The 17332-nt window shown below is 35.2% G+C and carries 18 protein-coding genes and 4 pseudogenes; 18 read left to right on the plus strand and 4 right to left on the minus strand.

Annotated features, from left to right (window positions below; all coding sequences use genetic code 11):
* Nucleotides 1–106 precede the first annotated feature (106 nt).
* The 5 genes from GKE48_RS06835 (at nt 107) to pflB (ending at nt 4595) form a co-directional block, all read left to right on the plus strand.
* Entirely contained in the window at nt 107–460 is a 354-nt protein-coding gene (locus tag GKE48_RS06835) for a LytTR family transcriptional regulator DNA-binding domain-containing protein (protein ID WP_022098347.1), read from the plus strand.
* A 45-nt stretch (nt 461–505) separates the two neighbouring features.
* Nucleotides 506–1309 carry a putative ABC transporter permease gene (locus tag GKE48_RS06840; RefSeq protein ID WP_022098346.1) on the plus strand — a complete coding sequence of 268 codons (804 nt, stop codon included), beginning with the start codon at nt 506–508 and terminating at the stop codon, nt 1307–1309.
* A complete protein-coding gene (locus tag GKE48_RS06845; protein WP_154300728.1) occupies nt 1309–1689 on the plus strand; it encodes a DUF3783 domain-containing protein in 381 nt (126 codons plus the stop codon). Before GKE48_RS06840 ends, GKE48_RS06845 begins: the two co-directional genes overlap by 1 nt.
* Nucleotides 1690–1717: 28 nt before the next feature.
* Entirely contained in the window at nt 1718–2029 is a 312-nt protein-coding gene (gene trxA, locus GKE48_RS06850) for a thioredoxin (protein WP_012740337.1), read from the plus strand.
* 307 nt (nt 2030–2336) lie between these two features.
* A complete protein-coding gene (pflB, locus tag GKE48_RS06855) occupies nt 2337–4595 on the plus strand; it encodes a formate C-acetyltransferase (RefSeq protein WP_022098343.1) in 2259 nt (752 codons plus the stop codon).
* A 433-nt stretch (nt 4596–5028) separates the two neighbouring features.
* On the opposite strand, the gene GKE48_RS14540 is transcribed toward pflB, so the two are convergent.
* Nucleotides 5029–5226: a hypothetical protein gene (locus tag GKE48_RS14540; RefSeq protein ID WP_194173943.1), complete on the minus strand. Its 198-nt coding sequence runs from the start codon at nt 5224–5226 to the stop codon at nt 5029–5031.
* Nucleotides 5227–5514: 288 nt separating this feature from the next.
* On the opposite strand from GKE48_RS14540, the gene GKE48_RS06860 reads away from it, so the two are divergent.
* From GKE48_RS06860 to thiD, 6 genes and pseudogenes are all read left to right on the plus strand, one after another.
* Complete coding sequence (locus GKE48_RS06860; protein ID WP_022098342.1) at nt 5515–5781, plus strand: hypothetical protein; 267 nt, start codon at nt 5515–5517, stop codon at nt 5779–5781.
* A gap of 258 nt (nt 5782–6039) precedes the next feature.
* Nucleotides 6040–7947: an OPT family oligopeptide transporter gene (locus GKE48_RS06865; protein ID WP_022098341.1), complete on the plus strand. Its 1908-nt coding sequence runs from the start codon at nt 6040–6042 to the stop codon at nt 7945–7947.
* Between the two features lie 82 nt (nt 7948–8029).
* Complete coding sequence (locus tag GKE48_RS06870; RefSeq protein ID WP_012740332.1) at nt 8030–8395, plus strand: PqqD family protein; 366 nt, start codon at nt 8030–8032, stop codon at nt 8393–8395.
* Nucleotides 8396–8441: 46 nt separating this feature from the next.
* Entirely contained in the window at nt 8442–9887 is a 1446-nt protein-coding gene (locus GKE48_RS06875) for an aminoacyl-histidine dipeptidase (RefSeq protein ID WP_119226215.1), read from the plus strand.
* A 38-nt stretch (nt 9888–9925) separates the two neighbouring features.
* Entirely contained in the window at nt 9926–10129 is a 204-nt protein-coding gene (locus GKE48_RS14945) for a winged helix-turn-helix domain-containing protein (protein WP_154300729.1), read from the plus strand.
* Nucleotides 10114–10467, plus strand: a pseudogene (thiD, locus tag GKE48_RS06885) (bifunctional hydroxymethylpyrimidine kinase/phosphomethylpyrimidine kinase); the annotation flags it as partial. The gene GKE48_RS14945 and the pseudogene thiD, both read left to right, overlap by 16 nt.
* 318 nt (nt 10468–10785) lie before the next feature.
* Here thiD and GKE48_RS15085 read toward each other — a convergent pair.
* Nucleotides 10786–11107 (minus strand): annotated as a pseudogene (locus tag GKE48_RS15085) (IS5/IS1182 family transposase); the annotation flags it as partial.
* A 61-nt stretch (nt 11108–11168) separates the two neighbouring features.
* Here GKE48_RS15085 and GKE48_RS15170 point away from each other — a divergent pair.
* From GKE48_RS15170 to GKE48_RS06900, 3 genes are all read left to right on the plus strand, one after another.
* Nucleotides 11169–11240, plus strand: a complete 72-nt coding sequence (locus GKE48_RS15170) for a hypothetical protein (RefSeq protein WP_416388734.1) — start codon at nt 11169–11171, stop codon at nt 11238–11240.
* A gap of 348 nt (nt 11241–11588) precedes the next feature.
* Nucleotides 11589–11984 carry a hypothetical protein gene (locus GKE48_RS06895; protein ID WP_022098338.1) on the plus strand — a complete coding sequence of 132 codons (396 nt, stop codon included), beginning with the start codon at nt 11589–11591 and terminating at the stop codon, nt 11982–11984.
* Nucleotides 11985–11986: 2 nt separating this feature from the next.
* Complete coding sequence (locus tag GKE48_RS06900) at nt 11987–12940, plus strand: alpha/beta hydrolase (RefSeq protein WP_055213919.1); 954 nt, start codon at nt 11987–11989, stop codon at nt 12938–12940.
* Nucleotides 12941–13213: 273 nt separating this feature from the next.
* On the opposite strand, the gene GKE48_RS06905 is transcribed toward GKE48_RS06900, so the two are convergent.
* Nucleotides 13214–13663 carry a helix-turn-helix domain-containing protein gene (locus tag GKE48_RS06905; protein ID WP_055213918.1) on the minus strand — a complete coding sequence of 150 codons (450 nt, stop codon included), beginning with the start codon at nt 13661–13663 and terminating at the stop codon, nt 13214–13216.
* Nucleotides 13664–14303: 640 nt separating this feature from the next.
* Here GKE48_RS06905 and GKE48_RS06910 point away from each other — a divergent pair.
* The 4 genes and pseudogenes from GKE48_RS06910 to GKE48_RS15090 form a co-directional block, all read left to right on the plus strand.
* Nucleotides 14304–14573, plus strand: a pseudogene (locus tag GKE48_RS06910) (VirB4-like conjugal transfer ATPase, CD1110 family); the annotation flags it as partial.
* 349 nt (nt 14574–14922) lie between these two features.
* On the plus strand, nt 14923–15588 hold the full coding sequence (locus GKE48_RS06915; protein WP_055213914.1) for an HAD family hydrolase: 666 nt from the start codon (nt 14923–14925) through the stop codon (nt 15586–15588).
* Between the two features lie 151 nt (nt 15589–15739).
* Complete coding sequence (locus GKE48_RS06920; protein WP_154300730.1) at nt 15740–16351, plus strand: hypothetical protein; 612 nt, start codon at nt 15740–15742, stop codon at nt 16349–16351.
* 189 nt (nt 16352–16540) lie between these two features.
* Nucleotides 16541–16735 (plus strand): annotated as a pseudogene (locus GKE48_RS15090) (hydrolase); the annotation flags it as partial.
* A gap of 25 nt (nt 16736–16760) precedes the next feature.
* On the opposite strand, the gene GKE48_RS15175 reads toward GKE48_RS15090, so the two are convergent.
* A complete protein-coding gene (locus GKE48_RS15175; protein WP_082413950.1) occupies nt 16761–17135 on the minus strand; it encodes a DUF262 domain-containing protein in 375 nt (124 codons plus the stop codon).
* Nucleotides 17136–17332 lie beyond the last annotated feature (197 nt).

Raw genomic sequence — 17332 nt, forward strand, 5'->3', positions numbered from 1 at the left:
GACCAAATTGTGTATAGTGATGCGCAATTATTCCATTGAAATATTTTGTATATCATATATAATTAGAAGGGCATGCAAGAATTATATATGAGAGGAGAAAATTTACTTGGAGATAAAACTAATTAAGATTGATAATGAAAGTTATTTTGTATACCAATCTTCAAGAAAGGTGTATAAGGAGAGAGTTGCGGACATAATGTATTTTGCAAGAGGTGGCAGAAGAGTTACTATGCATTCACGCGAGTCTGGTGAAATTGAATTGTATTGTAGTCTTGTAGAAATCTACAGAGTACTTATTACAGAAGGATTTCATTATATTAATCAGTCAGTGCTTATTAATATATCTTATATAACTAACATTAAGAAGAATCTTGCAAAAGTGGGAAATGGCAAATATATTGAAATCAGCAGAAACAGAAGAGCACTTATTATTAATAAATTCTGTGAAACTCTGAAGTAGGTATATATAGCATATTCTCATTTGATTAAATATGGAGGTATGCTTATGAGATATTACGCTGTATCGCAATGGCTTATTTTTTTCTTTATATATTGTTTTTTAGGTTGGATATGGGAATGCTGTTACGTTTCTGTGAGGAAACATAAGTGGGTAAACAGAGGTTTCCTGCATGGTCCATTCCTGCCAATATATGGTTCAGGGGCAATTGTAATATTGATTAGTACGATTGCAGTGAAAGATATTGTTCCACTGGTCTTTCTTCTAGGAATGGTATCATCTACAATACTTGAATTCTGCACAGGCTGCTGCATGGAGAAGCTTTTTGGTGTAAGATACTGGGATTACAGCAATCTTCCACTTAATTTTAAAGGGCATATATGTTTCTTTATATCACTTGCATGGGGAGCATTCTCTATTTTGCTTGTGTGTGTAATACACAAGCCCATCGAAGCAGCAGTACTTATGATTCCAAGAACAATAGCAGATATTATTGCAGTAGTTCTGGCAATATACATGGCAGCAGATTTTGCTGTTTCAATTAATGAGGCTATGGACCTTAAGGCGACACTTGAAAAATTTACGAAAGAGAATGAACAGCTTCAGATGTATGCCAGAAGAATGGAGATTACGGCCACATTTGCAGAAGAAGAATTTAATAAGAAAAAGGAACAATTCATGGCAGCAGTGGCTGAAGAAAGAAGACAGTTATCTGAGAGAGCTGATAGAAGATACAGCCATATTACAAGTATTATTAAGAGAAATCCTAATGCTGTTTCGAGAGTACATAAAGAATCTATTAATGAAATCAAAGAAATTATTGCTAACAGAAAGGCAAAGAAGGATAATTAATGTTGGAAAAGATATTGTTATATAATGTTAAGAACCCTCAGCATATCATTAAAGCAGCATCTAATATGAGAATTATAAGCGGATTCATTAATGAGTCGGATACAGACCGGACTCTGGCAGAAATTGCAGATGATGTAAGAGGCATATCATTATCAGATGCAGAGGGATATCAGCCACAAGAAAATAAAGAGAGTCTTGTTATATTCTGTGACGTGACAGATAAGCATATGGATAAGCTTCTCTTTGAAATGAGACAGAAGAGTTTTGATGTATCATTTAAGGCAGTATTGACAGATACTAATAGAAAGTGGAATATTAAGCAGATGCTTGTGGAGATGAGAAGAGAAAAATTTGAATATATGCGGAGAAATATGAAATAATAATTATTAAAGATAAAGGAGATAAGATATGGAAATCAAACATGTAAAAGCAAGTGAATTCAATAATGAGGTACTTAAAGCGGATAAGCCGGTTCTTGTGGATTTCTGGGCAGACTGGTGCGGACCATGCAAGATGTTAGGACCAGTTCTTGAACAGGTTGCAGCTAAGGTGGATGATGTTCAGATTGTAAAGATTAATGTGGATGAGGAATCATCAGTTGCAGAGAAATATAATATTATGTCAATCCCTACATTACTTTTATTTAAGAGCGGTGAGTGTGTGGCAAAGAGTGTTGGTTTTATAAGTGAAGGACAGGTAATGGAATTTATTGGTAAATAACATTAATACAGCCTGAAGTACTGATGAATACTGCATTTATAAAGGGGGAATATTTCACGATATTCCCCTTAAATTGTACAAAATTAAATACTCTTGTTAAACCTATTGATTTATTATCAGAAGCATGTTAGAGTAATCATGGTCAAATTGTTATGGATTTGTCAATGTATATTTATAGGAACAATAAGTATCCTATAATGCATGGCAATTTTTATTTTGACTAAGATTGTATACAGTGTACAAAAAGAAATACATTTTTCTTAAAATGTACATTGAAATATATTATATTTAAGGAGGATCAATTCAAATGGTTGAGAAGACACAGTGGGCTGGATTCAAGGGAAGACTTTGGAAAGAAGAAATCAATGTAAGAGATTTCATTCAGAACAATTACACACCTTATGATGGAGATGAGAGTTTCCTTGCAGGTCCAACAGAAGCAACTAATAAGCTTTGGGGAAAATTACAGGAGCTTCAGAAGGAAGAGAGAGCTAAGGGCGGAGTTTTAGACATGGAAACTAAGGTAGTTACAGGTCTTACAGCTTATGGCCCAGGATATATAGATGAATCAATGAAGGATCTCGAGCAGGTAGTGGGTCTTCAGACAGATAAGCCACTTAAGAGAGCATTTATGCCATATGGTGGTATTAAGATGGCTGAGGAATCTTGCGAGAACTATGGTTATACACCAGATCCTGAATTACACAAGGTTTTCACAGAATATCATAAGACACATAACCAGGGTGTATTCGATGCCTATACACCAGAGATGAGAGCTGCAAGAAGATCTCATATCATCACAGGTCTTCCAGACACATATGGTCGTGGACGTATCGTAGGTGATTACAGAAGAGTTGCTCTTTATGGTATTGATTATCTTATTAAGTGCAAGGAAGAGGATAAGGCTAACTGTGGATGCGGAGTTATGACTAACGATGTTATCCAGTTGAGAGAAGAGCTTACAGATCAGATTAATGCTCTTAAGGGAATGAAGGCTATGGCTGCTGCATATGGCTATGATATTTCTGAGCCAGCTACAACAGCTAAGGAAGCTGTTCAGTGGTTATACTTTGGTTACCTTGCTGCTATCAAGACACAGAACGGTGCTGCTATGTCAGTAGGTCGTGTTTCTACATTCCTTGATATCTATATCAATAAGGATCTTGAAGCTGGTAAGATTACAGAGGCTGAGGCACAGGAACTTATCGATCATTTTGTTATGAAGTGCAGAATGGTTAAGTTCGCAAGAATTACATCATACAATGAATTATTCTCAGGAGATCCTACATGGGCTACTCTTGAGGTTGGTGGTACAGGTATCGATGGACGTTCTATGGTTACTAAGAACGATTACAGATTCCTTCATACTCTTGAGAACATGGGACCTTCACCAGAACCAAACCTTACAGTATTATATTCATCAAGACTTCCTGAGAACTTCAAGAAGTATGCTGCTCATATCTCAGTTACAACATCTTCTATCCAGTATGAGAATGATGATGTTATGAAGGTAACATGGGGAGATGATTATTCAATCTGCTGTTGTGTATCTGCTACACAGACAGGTAAGGAAATGCAGTTCTTCGGAGCTAGAGCTAACCTTGCTAAGTGCTTACTTTACGCTATCAATGGTGGTGTAGATATGAAGTCTAAGGTTCAGGTTGGACCAGCTTATAAGCCAGTTACTTCAGATGTTCTTGAATATGATGAAGTTGTTGCTAAGTTTGATAAGATGATGGATTGGTTAGCAGATCTTTATGTTAATGTACTTAACCTTATCCATTATATGCATGATAAGTACTACTATGAAGCTGCTGAGATGGCTCTTATCGATACAGATGTTAAGAGAACATTTGCAACAGGTATTGCAGGATTCTCACATGTAGTAGATTCACTTTCAGCTATTAAGTATGCTAAGGTTACTGTATCAGAGAGAGATCCTGAGACAGGTATCGCTATGGCATTTAAGACAGAGGGAGACTTCCCTAAATATGGTAATGATGATGACAGAGCTGATGATATCGCTGTATGGCTTCTTAAGTCATTCCTTGACAAGATTAAGAAGAGACATACTTACAGAAATTCTGAGCCAACAACATCTATCCTTACAATTACATCTAATGTAGTATATGGTAAGTTTACAGGTAACATGCCAGATGGACGTAAGGCTGGTACACCACTTGCTCCAGGTGCAAACCCAAGCTATGGTGCAGAGCAGAACGGACTTCTTGCTTCACTTAACTCTCTTACAAAGCTTCCATATGAGTGGGCTCTTGATGGTATCTCTAATACACAGACAATGAACCCAGATGCTCTTGGACATGATGATTCAGAGAGAGTTAACAACCTTGTTAACGTAATGGACGGATATTTCGATCAGGGTGCTCATCACCTTAACGTTAACGTATTTGGTAAGGATAAGCTTCTTGATGCTATGGAGCATCCAGAAAAGCCAGAGTACGCTAACTTCACAATTCGTGTATCTGGATACGCTGTTAAGTTCATCGACCTTACAAAGGAACAGCAGATGGATGTTATCAGCAGAACATTCCATGATAGAATGTAATTGCTGTTTTTGAGTTTTTTCAGATTTTATAATACAGTGTTTATGCGGGTTTGAGAGATTTGAAGAAAAATCAGTTTAATGTAAATTACCATAAAATAGTATATTTTCATTTATAAACTGGACCAAATCTGGACCAAATCGAGAAAAAACTGGACCAGCTATAATGTCTGCAAAGATGCATGAAAACTGGGAAAAGTCGATATTAAGTTATAACAAGATATAATAAGATATAAAAAGCACCATTTATAATCTGAACAAAAAAGGAGTGCAGATTCAGTTAGAATCTGCACTCTATTTTTTTTATTAGCTGTTAAATTTTCACGACATCAAATTTGGCTTGAAGACATGATATATGCAAATTAATATTTTGCGACAAGTTTAATTAAAATATATGTTGTTGTAAGAAATTATATAGAAAATAAATAGTTAGTAATTACTTTAGACTGTTGTTAATAAGCATAAGTCTGATTAAAGTTGCTTCAGAATCAGAAGATTCATTTTCTATATTAATATCTTTACATCTATAATCTAAGGCGTAATCTTTGAGACTATTGTTTATATTCTCGTTTTTAAATGAAATACTTACCTTTTCATTATCTATATCCCATTCAATTTCAGTAGCATTGTTCATTTTATTTACCAGTGAAATTATGTCACTTATAGATTTGACTTCTATTCTTCTGGTAAAAATCCGGTATATTACCCGACAGATATCAGTCAGTGCTTCGCGATGAGAATTGATGGATCGAGAGATGAAGGTGCTTAGCGGCAAGGTAAGTTATTATAGCGGATGGATAATAAACCACAAGAGAATTTTTGCAGATGTACAAGGATGATTCTTTTCATTCGACAAAATTCTCCACAGACAGGGGATATGCGATGAGCCTTGATATGAACATCTATTTATGGAAAGAGGATATTGAATAGGCAGAACTACAATATCCTTGCAGGAGAAGGAGATATTCTGCGGATTTTAAAAGAAATTGACAAAGCCGAAAATAGAGAGAGTATTGGAGCAGGAATTCAGAAACTACTTGAAGTTCTTGGCAATTATGGAAATGCAGATGGAACTTATCTTTTTGAAACGGTTCATACACCAGAGATATTTACAAATACCTATGAGTGGTGTGCAGATGGAATTACAGCTCAAAGAGATAATCTTCAGGATGTGAAATTTGAAGAATAAGCACACAGGATCTTGTTGAGGATATAGTCAATATCAGCAATAAAATGATAGAAAACAAGAGTGTTGCCCAGAATCTTAAGAATAGTACTAATATATTTGCAAAGTTCTGATTGCAGGAATTGCATAGGAATAAAGCTATGTTTACTATTTACGGTTTACAATTTACATCTGAAAGATATTTGACATTTTCATATTTTTTTAATAATATTATATTATGTACGTTTTTTGCATAAGAATATTAAGAAAGAGAGAAAGAGTATGAACGAAAAGAAAGAGTTCAAGCCTTATATTCCAGCTGATAAGGTTATGCCTGAGTTAACAGTTACATCTGTTATTATAGGTGCTTTATTAGCTATATTATTTGGCGGTGCTAACGCATATTTAGGACTTAGAGTTGGTATGACAGTTTCTGCATCCATACCAGCAGCGGTTATCTCAATGGGAATTATCCGCTTTATATTAAGAAGAGATTCCATATTAGAGAATAACATGGTCCAGACTATTGGCTCTGCTGGTGAATCGGTTGCAGCAGGTGCTATATTTACACTTCCAGCATTATTTATGTGGGCGCAGGAGGAAGGTACAGTTATGCCTTCTTTAGTTGAGATAGCGCTTATTGCATTAATCGGTGGTTTCCTTGGAGTATTATTCATGATTCCACTTCGTAGTGCATTGATAGTCCAGGAGCATGGTGTGTTACCTTATCCAGAAGGACAGGCATGTGCTGAGGTATTAGTTGCAGGTGAAGAAGGTGGTGCTAAGGCTGGCACAGTATTTGCAGGTCTTGGTATTGCTGCTGTTTATAAGTTTATAGCAGATGGACTTAAGGTGTTCCCAAGTGAGGTTGATTTTACAATTAAACCATATAAGGGTTCAGCAGTAGGTGCAGATGTATTACCTGCACTTTTAGGAGTTGGTTATATATGTGGACCTAAGGTATCATCATACCTTCTTGCAGGTGGTTCTGTTGCATGGTTTATGATTATGCCATTAATCGCATTATTCGGTGGAGATAATATCATTGGACCAGCACTTATTCCAGTTTCACAGATGAATCCATCACAGATATGGTCTAATTATGTACGTTATATTGGAGCCGGTGCAGTTGCAGCTGGTGGTATTATAAGCTTGATTAAGTCATTACCACTTATTGTAAGGACATTTAAGCAGGCACTTAAGGGATATGGTAAGAAGGCAGATGGAGTAGAATCAAGATTAACTAAGGATATTCCTATGATGTTTGTTGTATTAGGAATCGGAGTACTTGCTATTATTATGTGGTTAATCCCAGCTATTCCTGTAAATCTTCTTAGTGCAATTATCATTATCATATTTGGTTTCTTTTTTGCAACAGTATCATCTCGTATGGTTGGATTAGTAGGTAGTTCCAATAACCCTGTATCAGGTATGGCTATTGCGACACTTCTTATTTCATCAGCGATTCTTAAGGCAACAGGTACTGTTGGAATGAAGGGTATGGTTGCGGCTATAAGTATTGGTTCTGTAATATGTATAATTGCTGCTATAGCAGGAGATACATCACAGGATTTAAAGACAGGTTATATAGTAGGTGCAACACCTTACAAGCAGCAGGCTGGTGAACTTATTGGTGTAGCTGTATCAGCTATTACAGTTGGTGGAGTACTTTATTTACTTAATGCAGCATGGGGCTATGGTTCAACAGAATTACCAGCACCACAGGCAACTCTTATGAAGATGGTTGTTGAAGGTGTTATGGGTAACAGCCTTCCATGGTCACTTGTATTTGCAGGAGTTGCAATTGCAATAGTAGTTGAGATTCTTCAGATACCTGTGCTTCCATTTGCAGTAGGACTTTATCTTCCAATCTATTTAAGTACACCTATTATGGTTGGTGGACTTGTAAGACTTTACTTTGATAAGAAGAAAGGTATTACAGAAGAAGAGCGTAAGGCTAAGGTTAATCAGGGAATACTTTATTCATCAGGTCTTATTGCCGGTGAAGGACTGGTTGGTATCCTTTTAGCGGTATTCGCTATTATTCCTATTGGTGCAGATACTCTTGGCGATGCTATTAATATATCAAAGATTATTAATCTTGGTAATATTGGAGGACTTGTATTCTTTGCATGTCTTGTTGCAACATTAGTAGCATTTATTAACAAAAAAGAAAAGAAGACAAAATAATAAATAATATGTTACAATGAGTCTGCCGGTTATTTTGCCGGCAGATTTTTATTTTCTAGGATTAAAGGAGAAGGCTTGATTTATGGCTAAGCAGAAGGATAATTACTTAGACTATGTTCCAAAGCATAATTCGTTGTTCGAATGCAGGGAAAACAAAAAAGGTCATGTAGAAGTCAAAGTACACAATAAGGGGATTTTTAACAGAATAGCGCAGCTTATTGCACGAAAGCCCAGATATAGTTACATCGAACTAGATGATTTCGGTACATTTGTATGGCATAGCATAGATGGTGTAAGAAGTATTTATGATATAGGACAGCTTGTGAAAGAGCATTTTGGAGATAAAGCGGAGCCGCTGTATGAGAGATTGTGTTATTTTATAAAGCTGCTTCATAAGAATCAGTTTATTGTATATATGAACAAGATAAATAAGCAGATAAACAAATGAATAAAATAGATTTGTAGATTATAAATATTTTAAAGGAGACAGTGTTATGAGAGTATTATCTGAATTAGAACCTAAAAATGTATTTTCTTTTTTTGAGGATATATGTAATATCCCACATCCATCATATAAGGAAGAAAAAATCAGCAATTATCTTGTTGATTTCGCTAAGGAAAGAAAGCTTGAATATTATCAGGATTCACTTAACAATGTAATCATAATAAAGGAAGCCTCAAAGGGTTATGAGGATGCAGCACCTATAATACTTCAGGGACATATGGATATGGTATGCGAGAAGACACCTGATTGTGATAAGAATATGGATGAGGATGGACTGGATCTTGAGGTAAATGGTGATTTCATATCTGCTAAGGGAACAACGCTTGGTGGTGATGATGGAATAGCTGTTGCCTATGCACTTGCAATACTTGATGACGACAGTATCGCACATCCACGTCTTGAGTTCGTGTGTACAGTATCTGAGGAAGTAGGCATGGAAGGTGCTTCTTCCATAGATGTATCTATGTTAAAGGGCAAAAAGCTTCTTAATATGGATAGTGAAGAAGAAGGAATCATGCTTGCAAGCTGTGCAGGTGGCTGCAGTAGCAGAGTTACACTAAAGCTTGATAAAAATAAGGTTACTGGAACAAAGCTTAGTATTACTTTATCAGGACTGACAGGAGGCCATTCAGGTGTCGAAATAGATAAAGGCAGAGGTAATGCGAATGTTCTTATGTCAAGAATATTAAGGGATGTTATCACAGACAATAATGTATATCTTGCAGCGTTTAACGGTGGAAGAAAGGATAACGCTATTCCAAGAGAATGTATGGCTGAGATTATTGTAGCAGCAGACAAGACAGCAGAGGTTAAAGCAGCTATTGAGAATGCAGCAAAAGAGATAAAAGAAGAGTTTGCTACATCTGATGCAGACTTAAAGTGTGTTGTAGATATATCAGAGGGTTGCAGCACAGAGGCAGTAACATATGAAGATAGCACAAAGGCAGTTTCACTTATACAGGCATTACCTAACGGAATAATGAGAATGAGCCAGGATATAGATAATCTTGTGGAAACTTCGCTTAATCTTGGTGTGATTTCACTAGATGAATCAGGTATATGTCTTAGATTCTCACTTAGAAGTTCTGTAGGGGCTGCTTTAAAGAATCTTAAGAGCCAGATCAAATTCATTAGTGAAGCATTCAGGGCAAATGCTGAATTTACAGGTGAATATCCAGCATGGGAATATAAGAAGGATTCTAAGCTGCGTGATGACATGGTAAGGATATTTGAACAGATGTATGGTAAAAAGCCAACTATCGAGGCTATTCATGCAGGTGTTGAATGTGGTATACTTGCAGGCAAAATAGAAGGACTTGACTGCATATCAATGGGACCTGATATTTTTGATATTCATACAACTGAGGAACACTTAAGCATATCTTCAACTAAGAGAATGTATGAATATATACTTAACGTAATAGCTTGTAAATAATAATACAATAATGAAGCACATTGAAGCAGGGTGAGTCTATGTATAAAATATTAATAGTTGAGGATGACAGGATTATAGCTGATAATGTATGTGAACAGTTATTAAAATGGGGATATGATGTTAAAATAGCAGATGATAACATGTTGACTGTTAATGTTACAAGATTAAGGAAAAAGCTTGAACAGGCGGGGCTCATAGATTATATAAAGACTAAAAAGGTGCCGGAATACAGGCAGATATAAAGACAATGACAGCTAATCGTGTATATGCGATGAGTGCAATCACAGCCCTGACTGCACAGAACACTACTGGTGTAACAGATATAATGGAGGTATCTCCTAAGTTTTTAGCAGAGCAGCTGGATGGTATATTTACAGATATATATCCGGATGCTGTCAAGACAGGAATGGTTGCTTCAGGTGAACTGATTCAGGTAATAGCAGATAAGCTTACAGAGTATAAAGCAGGAAATATAGTTGTTGATCCAGTTATGGTGGCGACAAGTGGTGCAAGACTTATAAGTGAAGATGCTATCAGCATATTAAAGAGCAGATTATTACCACTTGCAACAGTTATTACTAGAACATTCCACGACAGAATGTAATCATACGAATAGTATAATTGCTTGAAATTAGAATGCAGTATTTAAGCGGTTTGGCAAAAAATGTATATACTAATACTTAATGTAAATTGGTGTAAACTAGTACAGTTTGGTTTTTTATCTGAACCAAAACTGAACCAAACTGCTTAAAAACTGAACCAGATAAAAGTGGCTTTAAGTTGCTTGTTTACTGGTGATAAGTTACTATTTATTAAAATGAATGGGATGTTCCAAAAATTGGCGTACTTTAATAAACCTATATAGGTTTTTAAAATTTTTATTTTGATATTTCTAAATTCAGGCACTTTTTAAAGGAAATAAATGTGTTCCTGTCTTCCCGTTCTGAATCTTATTATGAAGTTTATTTATGTTTCTTGCAATTGCTAAAAGAGTACTTTAAGCGAGTACATTCGCAATCCCTTTGCTTAGGTATCTTCTGAACTGCATGTCCTGTTTTAGTTTTATTGTGTCTTATATGTGATACTGTAAGTTTCCAGTTATTCTTACATGTATAAAAATCGGATATTTTATCGTATTCCATGTTTTCTATCTTTCCAATATCATGCTTGTATTTCCTTGTTTTTGATATCTCATAATTAGCTGGCTTTAATAATTGTAAAGGGCTATATGTTTTACCAAGCAGCATACACGAACTTATATTAGTTCCTGATAATGGTGATATGAATAAAAATTATATGATGCAGATGGTGTGTGAAGTTAATTCAACAGAAGTCAGACCAGATGAAATATAATGGTAAGAAATAATTGACGTTTAGCACTATGTGAGTTAGCATAGTGGTAGATAATTACTTCTTTGTATCACGCAAATCTAATTTTCCGAAATTCTTCATAAAAAAGGAAATATAATTTTTTCAAAAAGAAGCAAGGTGAAAAGAAGAAAATGAATTTATTTAATGCAAAACTGGGGAAAAGAAAGTGAAAAAATAAATTCCATTTTTAGGGGCTAAAAAATGGAAAAATAGTTTCCCCTGATACAAAAGCCTGTTTAGAACATATATCCATAAGAACCTTAAATATATCGTCCTGTTTTGGATATTGTAAAACTATGAGTGATTTATATGACAGAAAGAAGGTTAAATATGATAATTGAAAAGGAATATTTTGATTCAGAAGAAGTCAGGAAAGCGAATGCCATGAATGATAAGACGATGGCACCACCAAGAAGAATACGTCTTGCGACAACGGACAGTAACAAATATTATGCCAAAGCTGTATTTGTAGCCGATAAAGAAAATATAATTACCGGTGAGCTTCTTTACAGACCAGATTTTCAGGAGTCAGAAGAGGGAGTGGCATTCAGTGAGGTTGTTGTTAAGCAGACAGCAGATGTGGAAGAATATTTCAAGAATCTTATAAGGTTTGAAGGCTATAAAGTGATTTCAGAAGAATATGATGAGAGTGATATGCTTATGCATTATGATGAGCTGAGCATACAGGCTAATAAGCTTTTGTTTCTTGAGAGCAGGGATGAGTAGATATGACAGATACGCAGAATGAGGTGTTTAAGACACCAGTAAACAAGATAAGGCTGTTTGAGCATGGGGCTCCGGGTTCGCAGAACTTTAAGCTTACAAGAAAATATTACACTGAAGATATGCCTGATGGAAGAGTAAAGCATATAGTGCAGAACATTACAGATCCGGATATTGTTCCTTATATACCTGATGGTATTGGTAACAGTACAGACAGACAAAGGATTCCGGCAGTATTGATTATTCCAGGAGGTGCGTTCAGACGCCTTGTATACAACTTTGAAGGTGAAGATGTTGCAAAGTGGCTTAATAGTATGGGAATAGCTGCATTTGTTCTTGAATGCAGACTTCCATCAGATGAACATGATAATGCAGAGGATGTCCCACTTATAGATGCTATGCGCGCAATGAGAGTTATAAGAGGAAGGGCGCAGGAATTCGGTATAGATGAAGCTAAGATAGGCGTCATGGGCTTTTCAGCAGGAGGCTTTATGGCAGCGTTATTATCAACAGCGTATGAAAGTGATGTGTATGCGGATTATAAGTATAAGGATGAATATGATAAACTATCAGCAAGACCAGATTTTGCTGTTTGTTCATATCCGGTTATAAGTATTGACGATTGTATTGAAGCAGGCAAAAGATATATGTCTGAGGAACAGGTGCTTGAGAGAATCAGTGACAGTAAGGCAAAGATACTGCATAAGTATAATCCGGATAAGCTTGTAAGACCGGATATGCCGCCAGTATTTATATGTGAAACGGATGATGACAGAACAACATTGTCTGAGAACAGTGTGGGCTTTTATATGGCAGCAAGAAAAGCCGGGGTAAGTGCTGAACTTCATATATTCAGAACAGGTGGCCATGGTTATGGCTGTGGTGATGATTTTGCACAGACTGGTGAGTGGAAAGTACTTTTTACAAAGTGGATTAAGAGTATTGGAATTATTAGTTAAGATGGATATAGTATACGAGATAAAGATAAGATTATATTAAACAAGCCGGTTGCTGGTGATGGAAAGTATGGTGGAAATATGGCAGTCCAGGCAGCTGAAAGGAGAAAAGGCATACGTATTAAGCGTGGATGCATAGCGTTATGTGAGGTTAGTCTTAAGGTTGATGGCAAGTTATACGAAGTGAAACCAGGATTTTATTTTTGTATTTATGTGAGCAACGAGTTAATATCCGCGCTTGCACGAGAATTTGGTCACTGTTGCAATGATTTATTTTTATCTGAGCTTGTCATTTATAAGCATAAGTCTTGTAAGTGTAGATTCATAATTAGTTTCTGTTTTTTCAATTAATATATTGTCTTTTTTGTAATCTACAGCGTATTCTTTTAAACAATTATTGATTTCTTTATTCTTAAAAGAAATACATACTTTATCATTATCAATATCCCAATCAATATCAGTAGCAATATTCATTTTATTAACAAGAGATATAATATCGTTTACAGATTTTACCTCTATGTCTAAAAATTCAAATACACTTACTTCTAACGCTTCTGCAATTTTAGAGAGTTGTTCTAGTTTAGGATTTCTATTATCAGTTTCATATTTCTTTAATGTTGATAAATTTATTCCACTTTTTTCACTTAATTGCTCCATAGTAAGTTTTCGATCTTTTCTATATTTTTTTATTGTTCTAGCTAGATTTGATCTTTCTATATCTTCCATTGAATAACCTCCACAAATAAAAACATTAAATACATATTATATGATAGCACAAAAAGAACACAAAAAGGAACTTTTTCTTGACGATAATTTTTCAGAAGTTATAATTAAAATACAAGTTCACAAAAGAGAACTTATATGCATGCATAAAAATCATAATAGGTTACTAAATTTATTAATTTAGTGCATATGATGTTACCGACAATATGTATCTAGTGTATTAAGATATGTTTACGATGTTCGTAAGAATATCGCATACTACTGAATATTCAACTACTGTAAAAGAAAGTAATTTCTTCTGGTAAAAATCCGGTGTAGTTCCTGACAAATATCAGTCATAGCTTACGTGATGAGAATTGATGGATCGAGAGATGAAGGTGCATAGCGAGCAGGGAAAGATATATGGCGGATGGATAATAAACCACAAAGGGTGTCAAAGTCCTTATCCTCAGAAGGCAAAAGAGGAGATTATGCTGATTAATAATTAGTGTATCGTGAACGCATATGCGACTAGATGGTAGTTCCGAGTATGCGGGCGTAATGGGGATTCATAGGAATCACGCATACATACATCTTTGTATATATTTCAAAGATATATATTAAGATAAGAGTTCTAATTCATAGGTACTTCTTACATATAAGAACCACAATGCTTGCAAACTCAGAGTTTGTGGCACTTTTAAAGCAGGCGAATACAGACAGTTCCAAGATGGCAGAGGTTATCGGAGTATCAGAGGCACAGCTTAGATTTGTAACCAATACCGCATCGGGAATGGGACTTATCAAGTGTGGCTCGGTGGTGATTCCGTTTGATAATCAGATTAGTAAGGATACAGATTTGTACAGGCTGTATAATACCAACATTCATGAGAAGATTGCGGAACAGAAGAAAAAAGAAGCAATGCTGCAGTGATAACAGATGAATTTTTATAGAATCTATAGTATAATCAAGAGGTCGGATGAATATCCGACCTTGATGATAATAAATTAGATATTCCCTATTTTAAAGAAAAAAGCATATAAGATTCGATATGAAAAATAAATAAGGAAGCAGTTCTAAAATGTATCATTTGTACCGGAGAACATGTGGCTGGATTTTAAGATATGCATATCGTACACTTTGACGAGAATTTGTTGATTGGGGATGCAGCGGACCTGGATGCATTTATATAAATGTATGGTGTGGAAGCAATTTCCAAGGAATATTTGTAATTATTAGGGAAAAGAAAATTTGAAGTTGGTGAAGAGTCAGAGGTATTTAAATGATAAAAGCGGTGTTTATAGATTTTTATGGTACTGTTGTACATGAGGATGGAGAAGTAATTAAACAGGTATCACAAGAAATATATAGTACAGGGAAAGTGACTGATAAATCAGAGATAGGTACATACTGGTGGAATGAATTTCAAAAAGCATTTAATTCAGCCTATGAGGATAGTTTTGAAACACAGCGAAAATTAGAATATGAGTCATTGAAGAAAACAATAGAGTATTTCAATTCAACGGCTAATGCAAAAGAATTAAGTGATTTGATGTTTGCACATTGGATAAAGCCACCTATTTTTGAGGAATCCAAACAGTTTTTTGAAATGTGTCCAGTACCAATTTATGTTGTATCTAACATAGATAGAGATGATGTTTTAAAAGCGATAGAATATCATGGATTAAAGCCTAATGGAATATTTACAAGTGAAGATGCTAAATCATACAAACCAAGAAAAGAACTTTTTCAGTTTGCACTAAATAGTACAGGCTTGTCTGCTGAACAAGTGGTACATATTGGTGATTCGTTGAGTAGTGATATTAAAGGAGCTTCGGCAGTTGGAATAAATGCAATATGGATAAATCGCAGTAAAAGGGAAATTCCGAACGGAGTTACTGCCGTTGAAAATTTATTAGAGGTATATAATACAGATTATTTTAATTGAGATTTATACTATTAAATCAGTAAGTATAAATAAATGAAACTTTCAGTTTGTAGGGATGATAAAAATTCCTATTTCTCGAGTCAAAGGTTTGGTGATTAATATGAATGTAGGAAACAGATTGTTGCTAGTGAAATATAAGGAACGACGCAAAATGGAACTTTCTGAGAATATGCTTGGAAATGGACGATATGTAGTAAAGTTTGAGGGTAAACAATATCAGTATGTCGGTTATCATAGGGAAAAAGGGTATCTGATAATATGCTCGGCCTTTCTCGAAGAAGGGTTTACTATTGGGAGAGAATTTAAGCATGAGATACCTATAATAAAAAATATGAATTACGATTTGAATGATGATTTGTATTATAAGAAAGTTATGCCTGAAGAAATAGAAGACGTTTATTATGTATTTGTAATGGAAAAGTATTGTGGGTATAGATGCGAAATTAGAAAACAATCGGAGGGCACTTTTTCCGTTTTTATTACCGGGGACGAAAAAGAAGATAGTAATCTGCTAAATCTAGGATTTAAAAGTGAATTAGATGCAGATCATCCATGGCATGAATATTATTGGTATAAAAAGGAAATTGATTCCATTGATGATGATAACGTGCAAATTACAGCAATTAAATCTTATATGCCACAGGATGTTGATGAACCATTTGCTTCAATGAAGAGAAAAGAATATAGCACTAGCACGGAGTTGAAAATTGATGTGAAAGCTATTTATAGAACAATTGCGAAAGAACTAAAAGATTTAGTGTAGGCACTGAAAATTGAAATTTTATCTTTGCAAGCGAGACGACAACTTTCAGTTTCATGTTGCTTTTAATAATTGAATATTGAATGATTTTACATAGCCGTTAAGGAGTAATTTTTGCTCCCTAGCGGCTTATTTTATTTTTCAAAGTAGGAGGTGAGAAAATTGAAAATTAGAAAGGTTGATGACAAACCGATGGTCATTCACACCAAGGAGAAAGCCAAGATTCATGCCCACGAACCAAAGGGAGCCAAGATTAAAGGCAGCAACATCTATACAGTAGAGAGAGGTCCTAAGACTATCGGTGCAAAGGTATCTGATGATAAAAAGAAGTCCTATCGCAAGAGTACCATTCATCAGTCGGAGCCAAAGAATAAGGGATGTGGGAGAGAACTTCCATTAGATAAATTTGGAATTAATAATGGGTATATAAGAAGTTTCTGTAAAGATTGCAATAATAAATATCATAGGGAGTATCGTCATTCTTTTCTTCACCGTTAATAATAATACCATTTATATCCTTTGATAAAGCAAATATATTCTCAATATAATCTCTTATAGTAGATAAACGCTGAACACCGTCAATAACCGATAGAGTGCCGTCTTCTTCTACAATTGCATATGTTGGATTAATTGGATAATGGCGAAGTAGTGAATCAATCAAATCTGATTTTTGCTTACGATTCCATTGTCCCTCTGGTCGCTGTAATTTATGAGAAAGATTAATTGTCCCCTTATTCATATCCTTTACAAGTGATTGTAAAGAGCGAGTTTTAGATGTATAATCCATACTTTATTAGTGGGAAATGCATAGCTGAACAGCAAGGGTGTCCATTGTGAGGTGGAATCTGAAGGAAGCTGTAAGCAAATCTCTGGTCAGAAGGACAGAAATCACATATAAGGCTAGGTTGCGAGAGATAAGTTGGCAAAATACAACAAAGTCTAATAACTATCACATTTGTAGTAGCAGAGTAAATGTGGCATATA

Origin of the sequence: Lachnospira eligens (assembly GCF_009680455.1) — a bacterium.
Taxonomy (GTDB): Bacteria; Bacillota; Clostridia; order Lachnospirales; family Lachnospiraceae; genus Lachnospira; species Lachnospira eligens_A.

Coding starts and splice junctions, on each gene's coding strand:
- GKE48_RS06840 (WP_022098346.1), top strand. CDS start 506: ATGAGATATTACGCTGTATCGCAATGGCTTATTTTTTTCTTTATATAT.
- GKE48_RS06845 (WP_154300728.1), top strand. CDS start 1,309: ATGTTGGAAAAGATATTGTTATATAATGTTAAGAACCCTCAGCATATC.
- trxA (WP_012740337.1), top strand. CDS start 1,718: ATGGAAATCAAACATGTAAAAGCAAGTGAATTCAATAATGAGGTACTT.
- pflB (WP_022098343.1), top strand. CDS start 2,337: ATGGTTGAGAAGACACAGTGGGCTGGATTCAAGGGAAGACTTTGGAAA.
- GKE48_RS14540 (WP_194173943.1), bottom strand. CDS start 5,226: ATGAACAATGCTACTGAAATTGAATGGGATATAGATAATGAAAAGGTA.
- GKE48_RS06865 (WP_022098341.1), top strand. CDS start 6,040: ATGAACGAAAAGAAAGAGTTCAAGCCTTATATTCCAGCTGATAAGGTT.
- GKE48_RS06870 (WP_012740332.1), top strand. CDS start 8,030: ATGGCTAAGCAGAAGGATAATTACTTAGACTATGTTCCAAAGCATAAT.
- GKE48_RS06875 (WP_119226215.1), top strand. CDS start 8,442: ATGAGAGTATTATCTGAATTAGAACCTAAAAATGTATTTTCTTTTTTT.
- GKE48_RS14945 (WP_154300729.1), top strand. CDS start 9,926: ATGTATAAAATATTAATAGTTGAGGATGACAGGATTATAGCTGATAAT.
- GKE48_RS06895 (WP_022098338.1), top strand. CDS start 11,589: ATGATAATTGAAAAGGAATATTTTGATTCAGAAGAAGTCAGGAAAGCG.
- GKE48_RS06900 (WP_055213919.1), top strand. CDS start 11,987: ATGACAGATACGCAGAATGAGGTGTTTAAGACACCAGTAAACAAGATA.
- GKE48_RS06905 (WP_055213918.1), bottom strand. CDS start 13,663: ATGGAAGATATAGAAAGATCAAATCTAGCTAGAACAATAAAAAAATAT.
- GKE48_RS06915 (WP_055213914.1), top strand. CDS start 14,923: ATGATAAAAGCGGTGTTTATAGATTTTTATGGTACTGTTGTACATGAG.
- GKE48_RS06920 (WP_154300730.1), top strand. CDS start 15,740: ATGGAACTTTCTGAGAATATGCTTGGAAATGGACGATATGTAGTAAAG.
- GKE48_RS15175 (WP_082413950.1), bottom strand. CDS start 17,135: ATGGATTATACATCTAAAACTCGCTCTTTACAATCACTTGTAAAGGAT.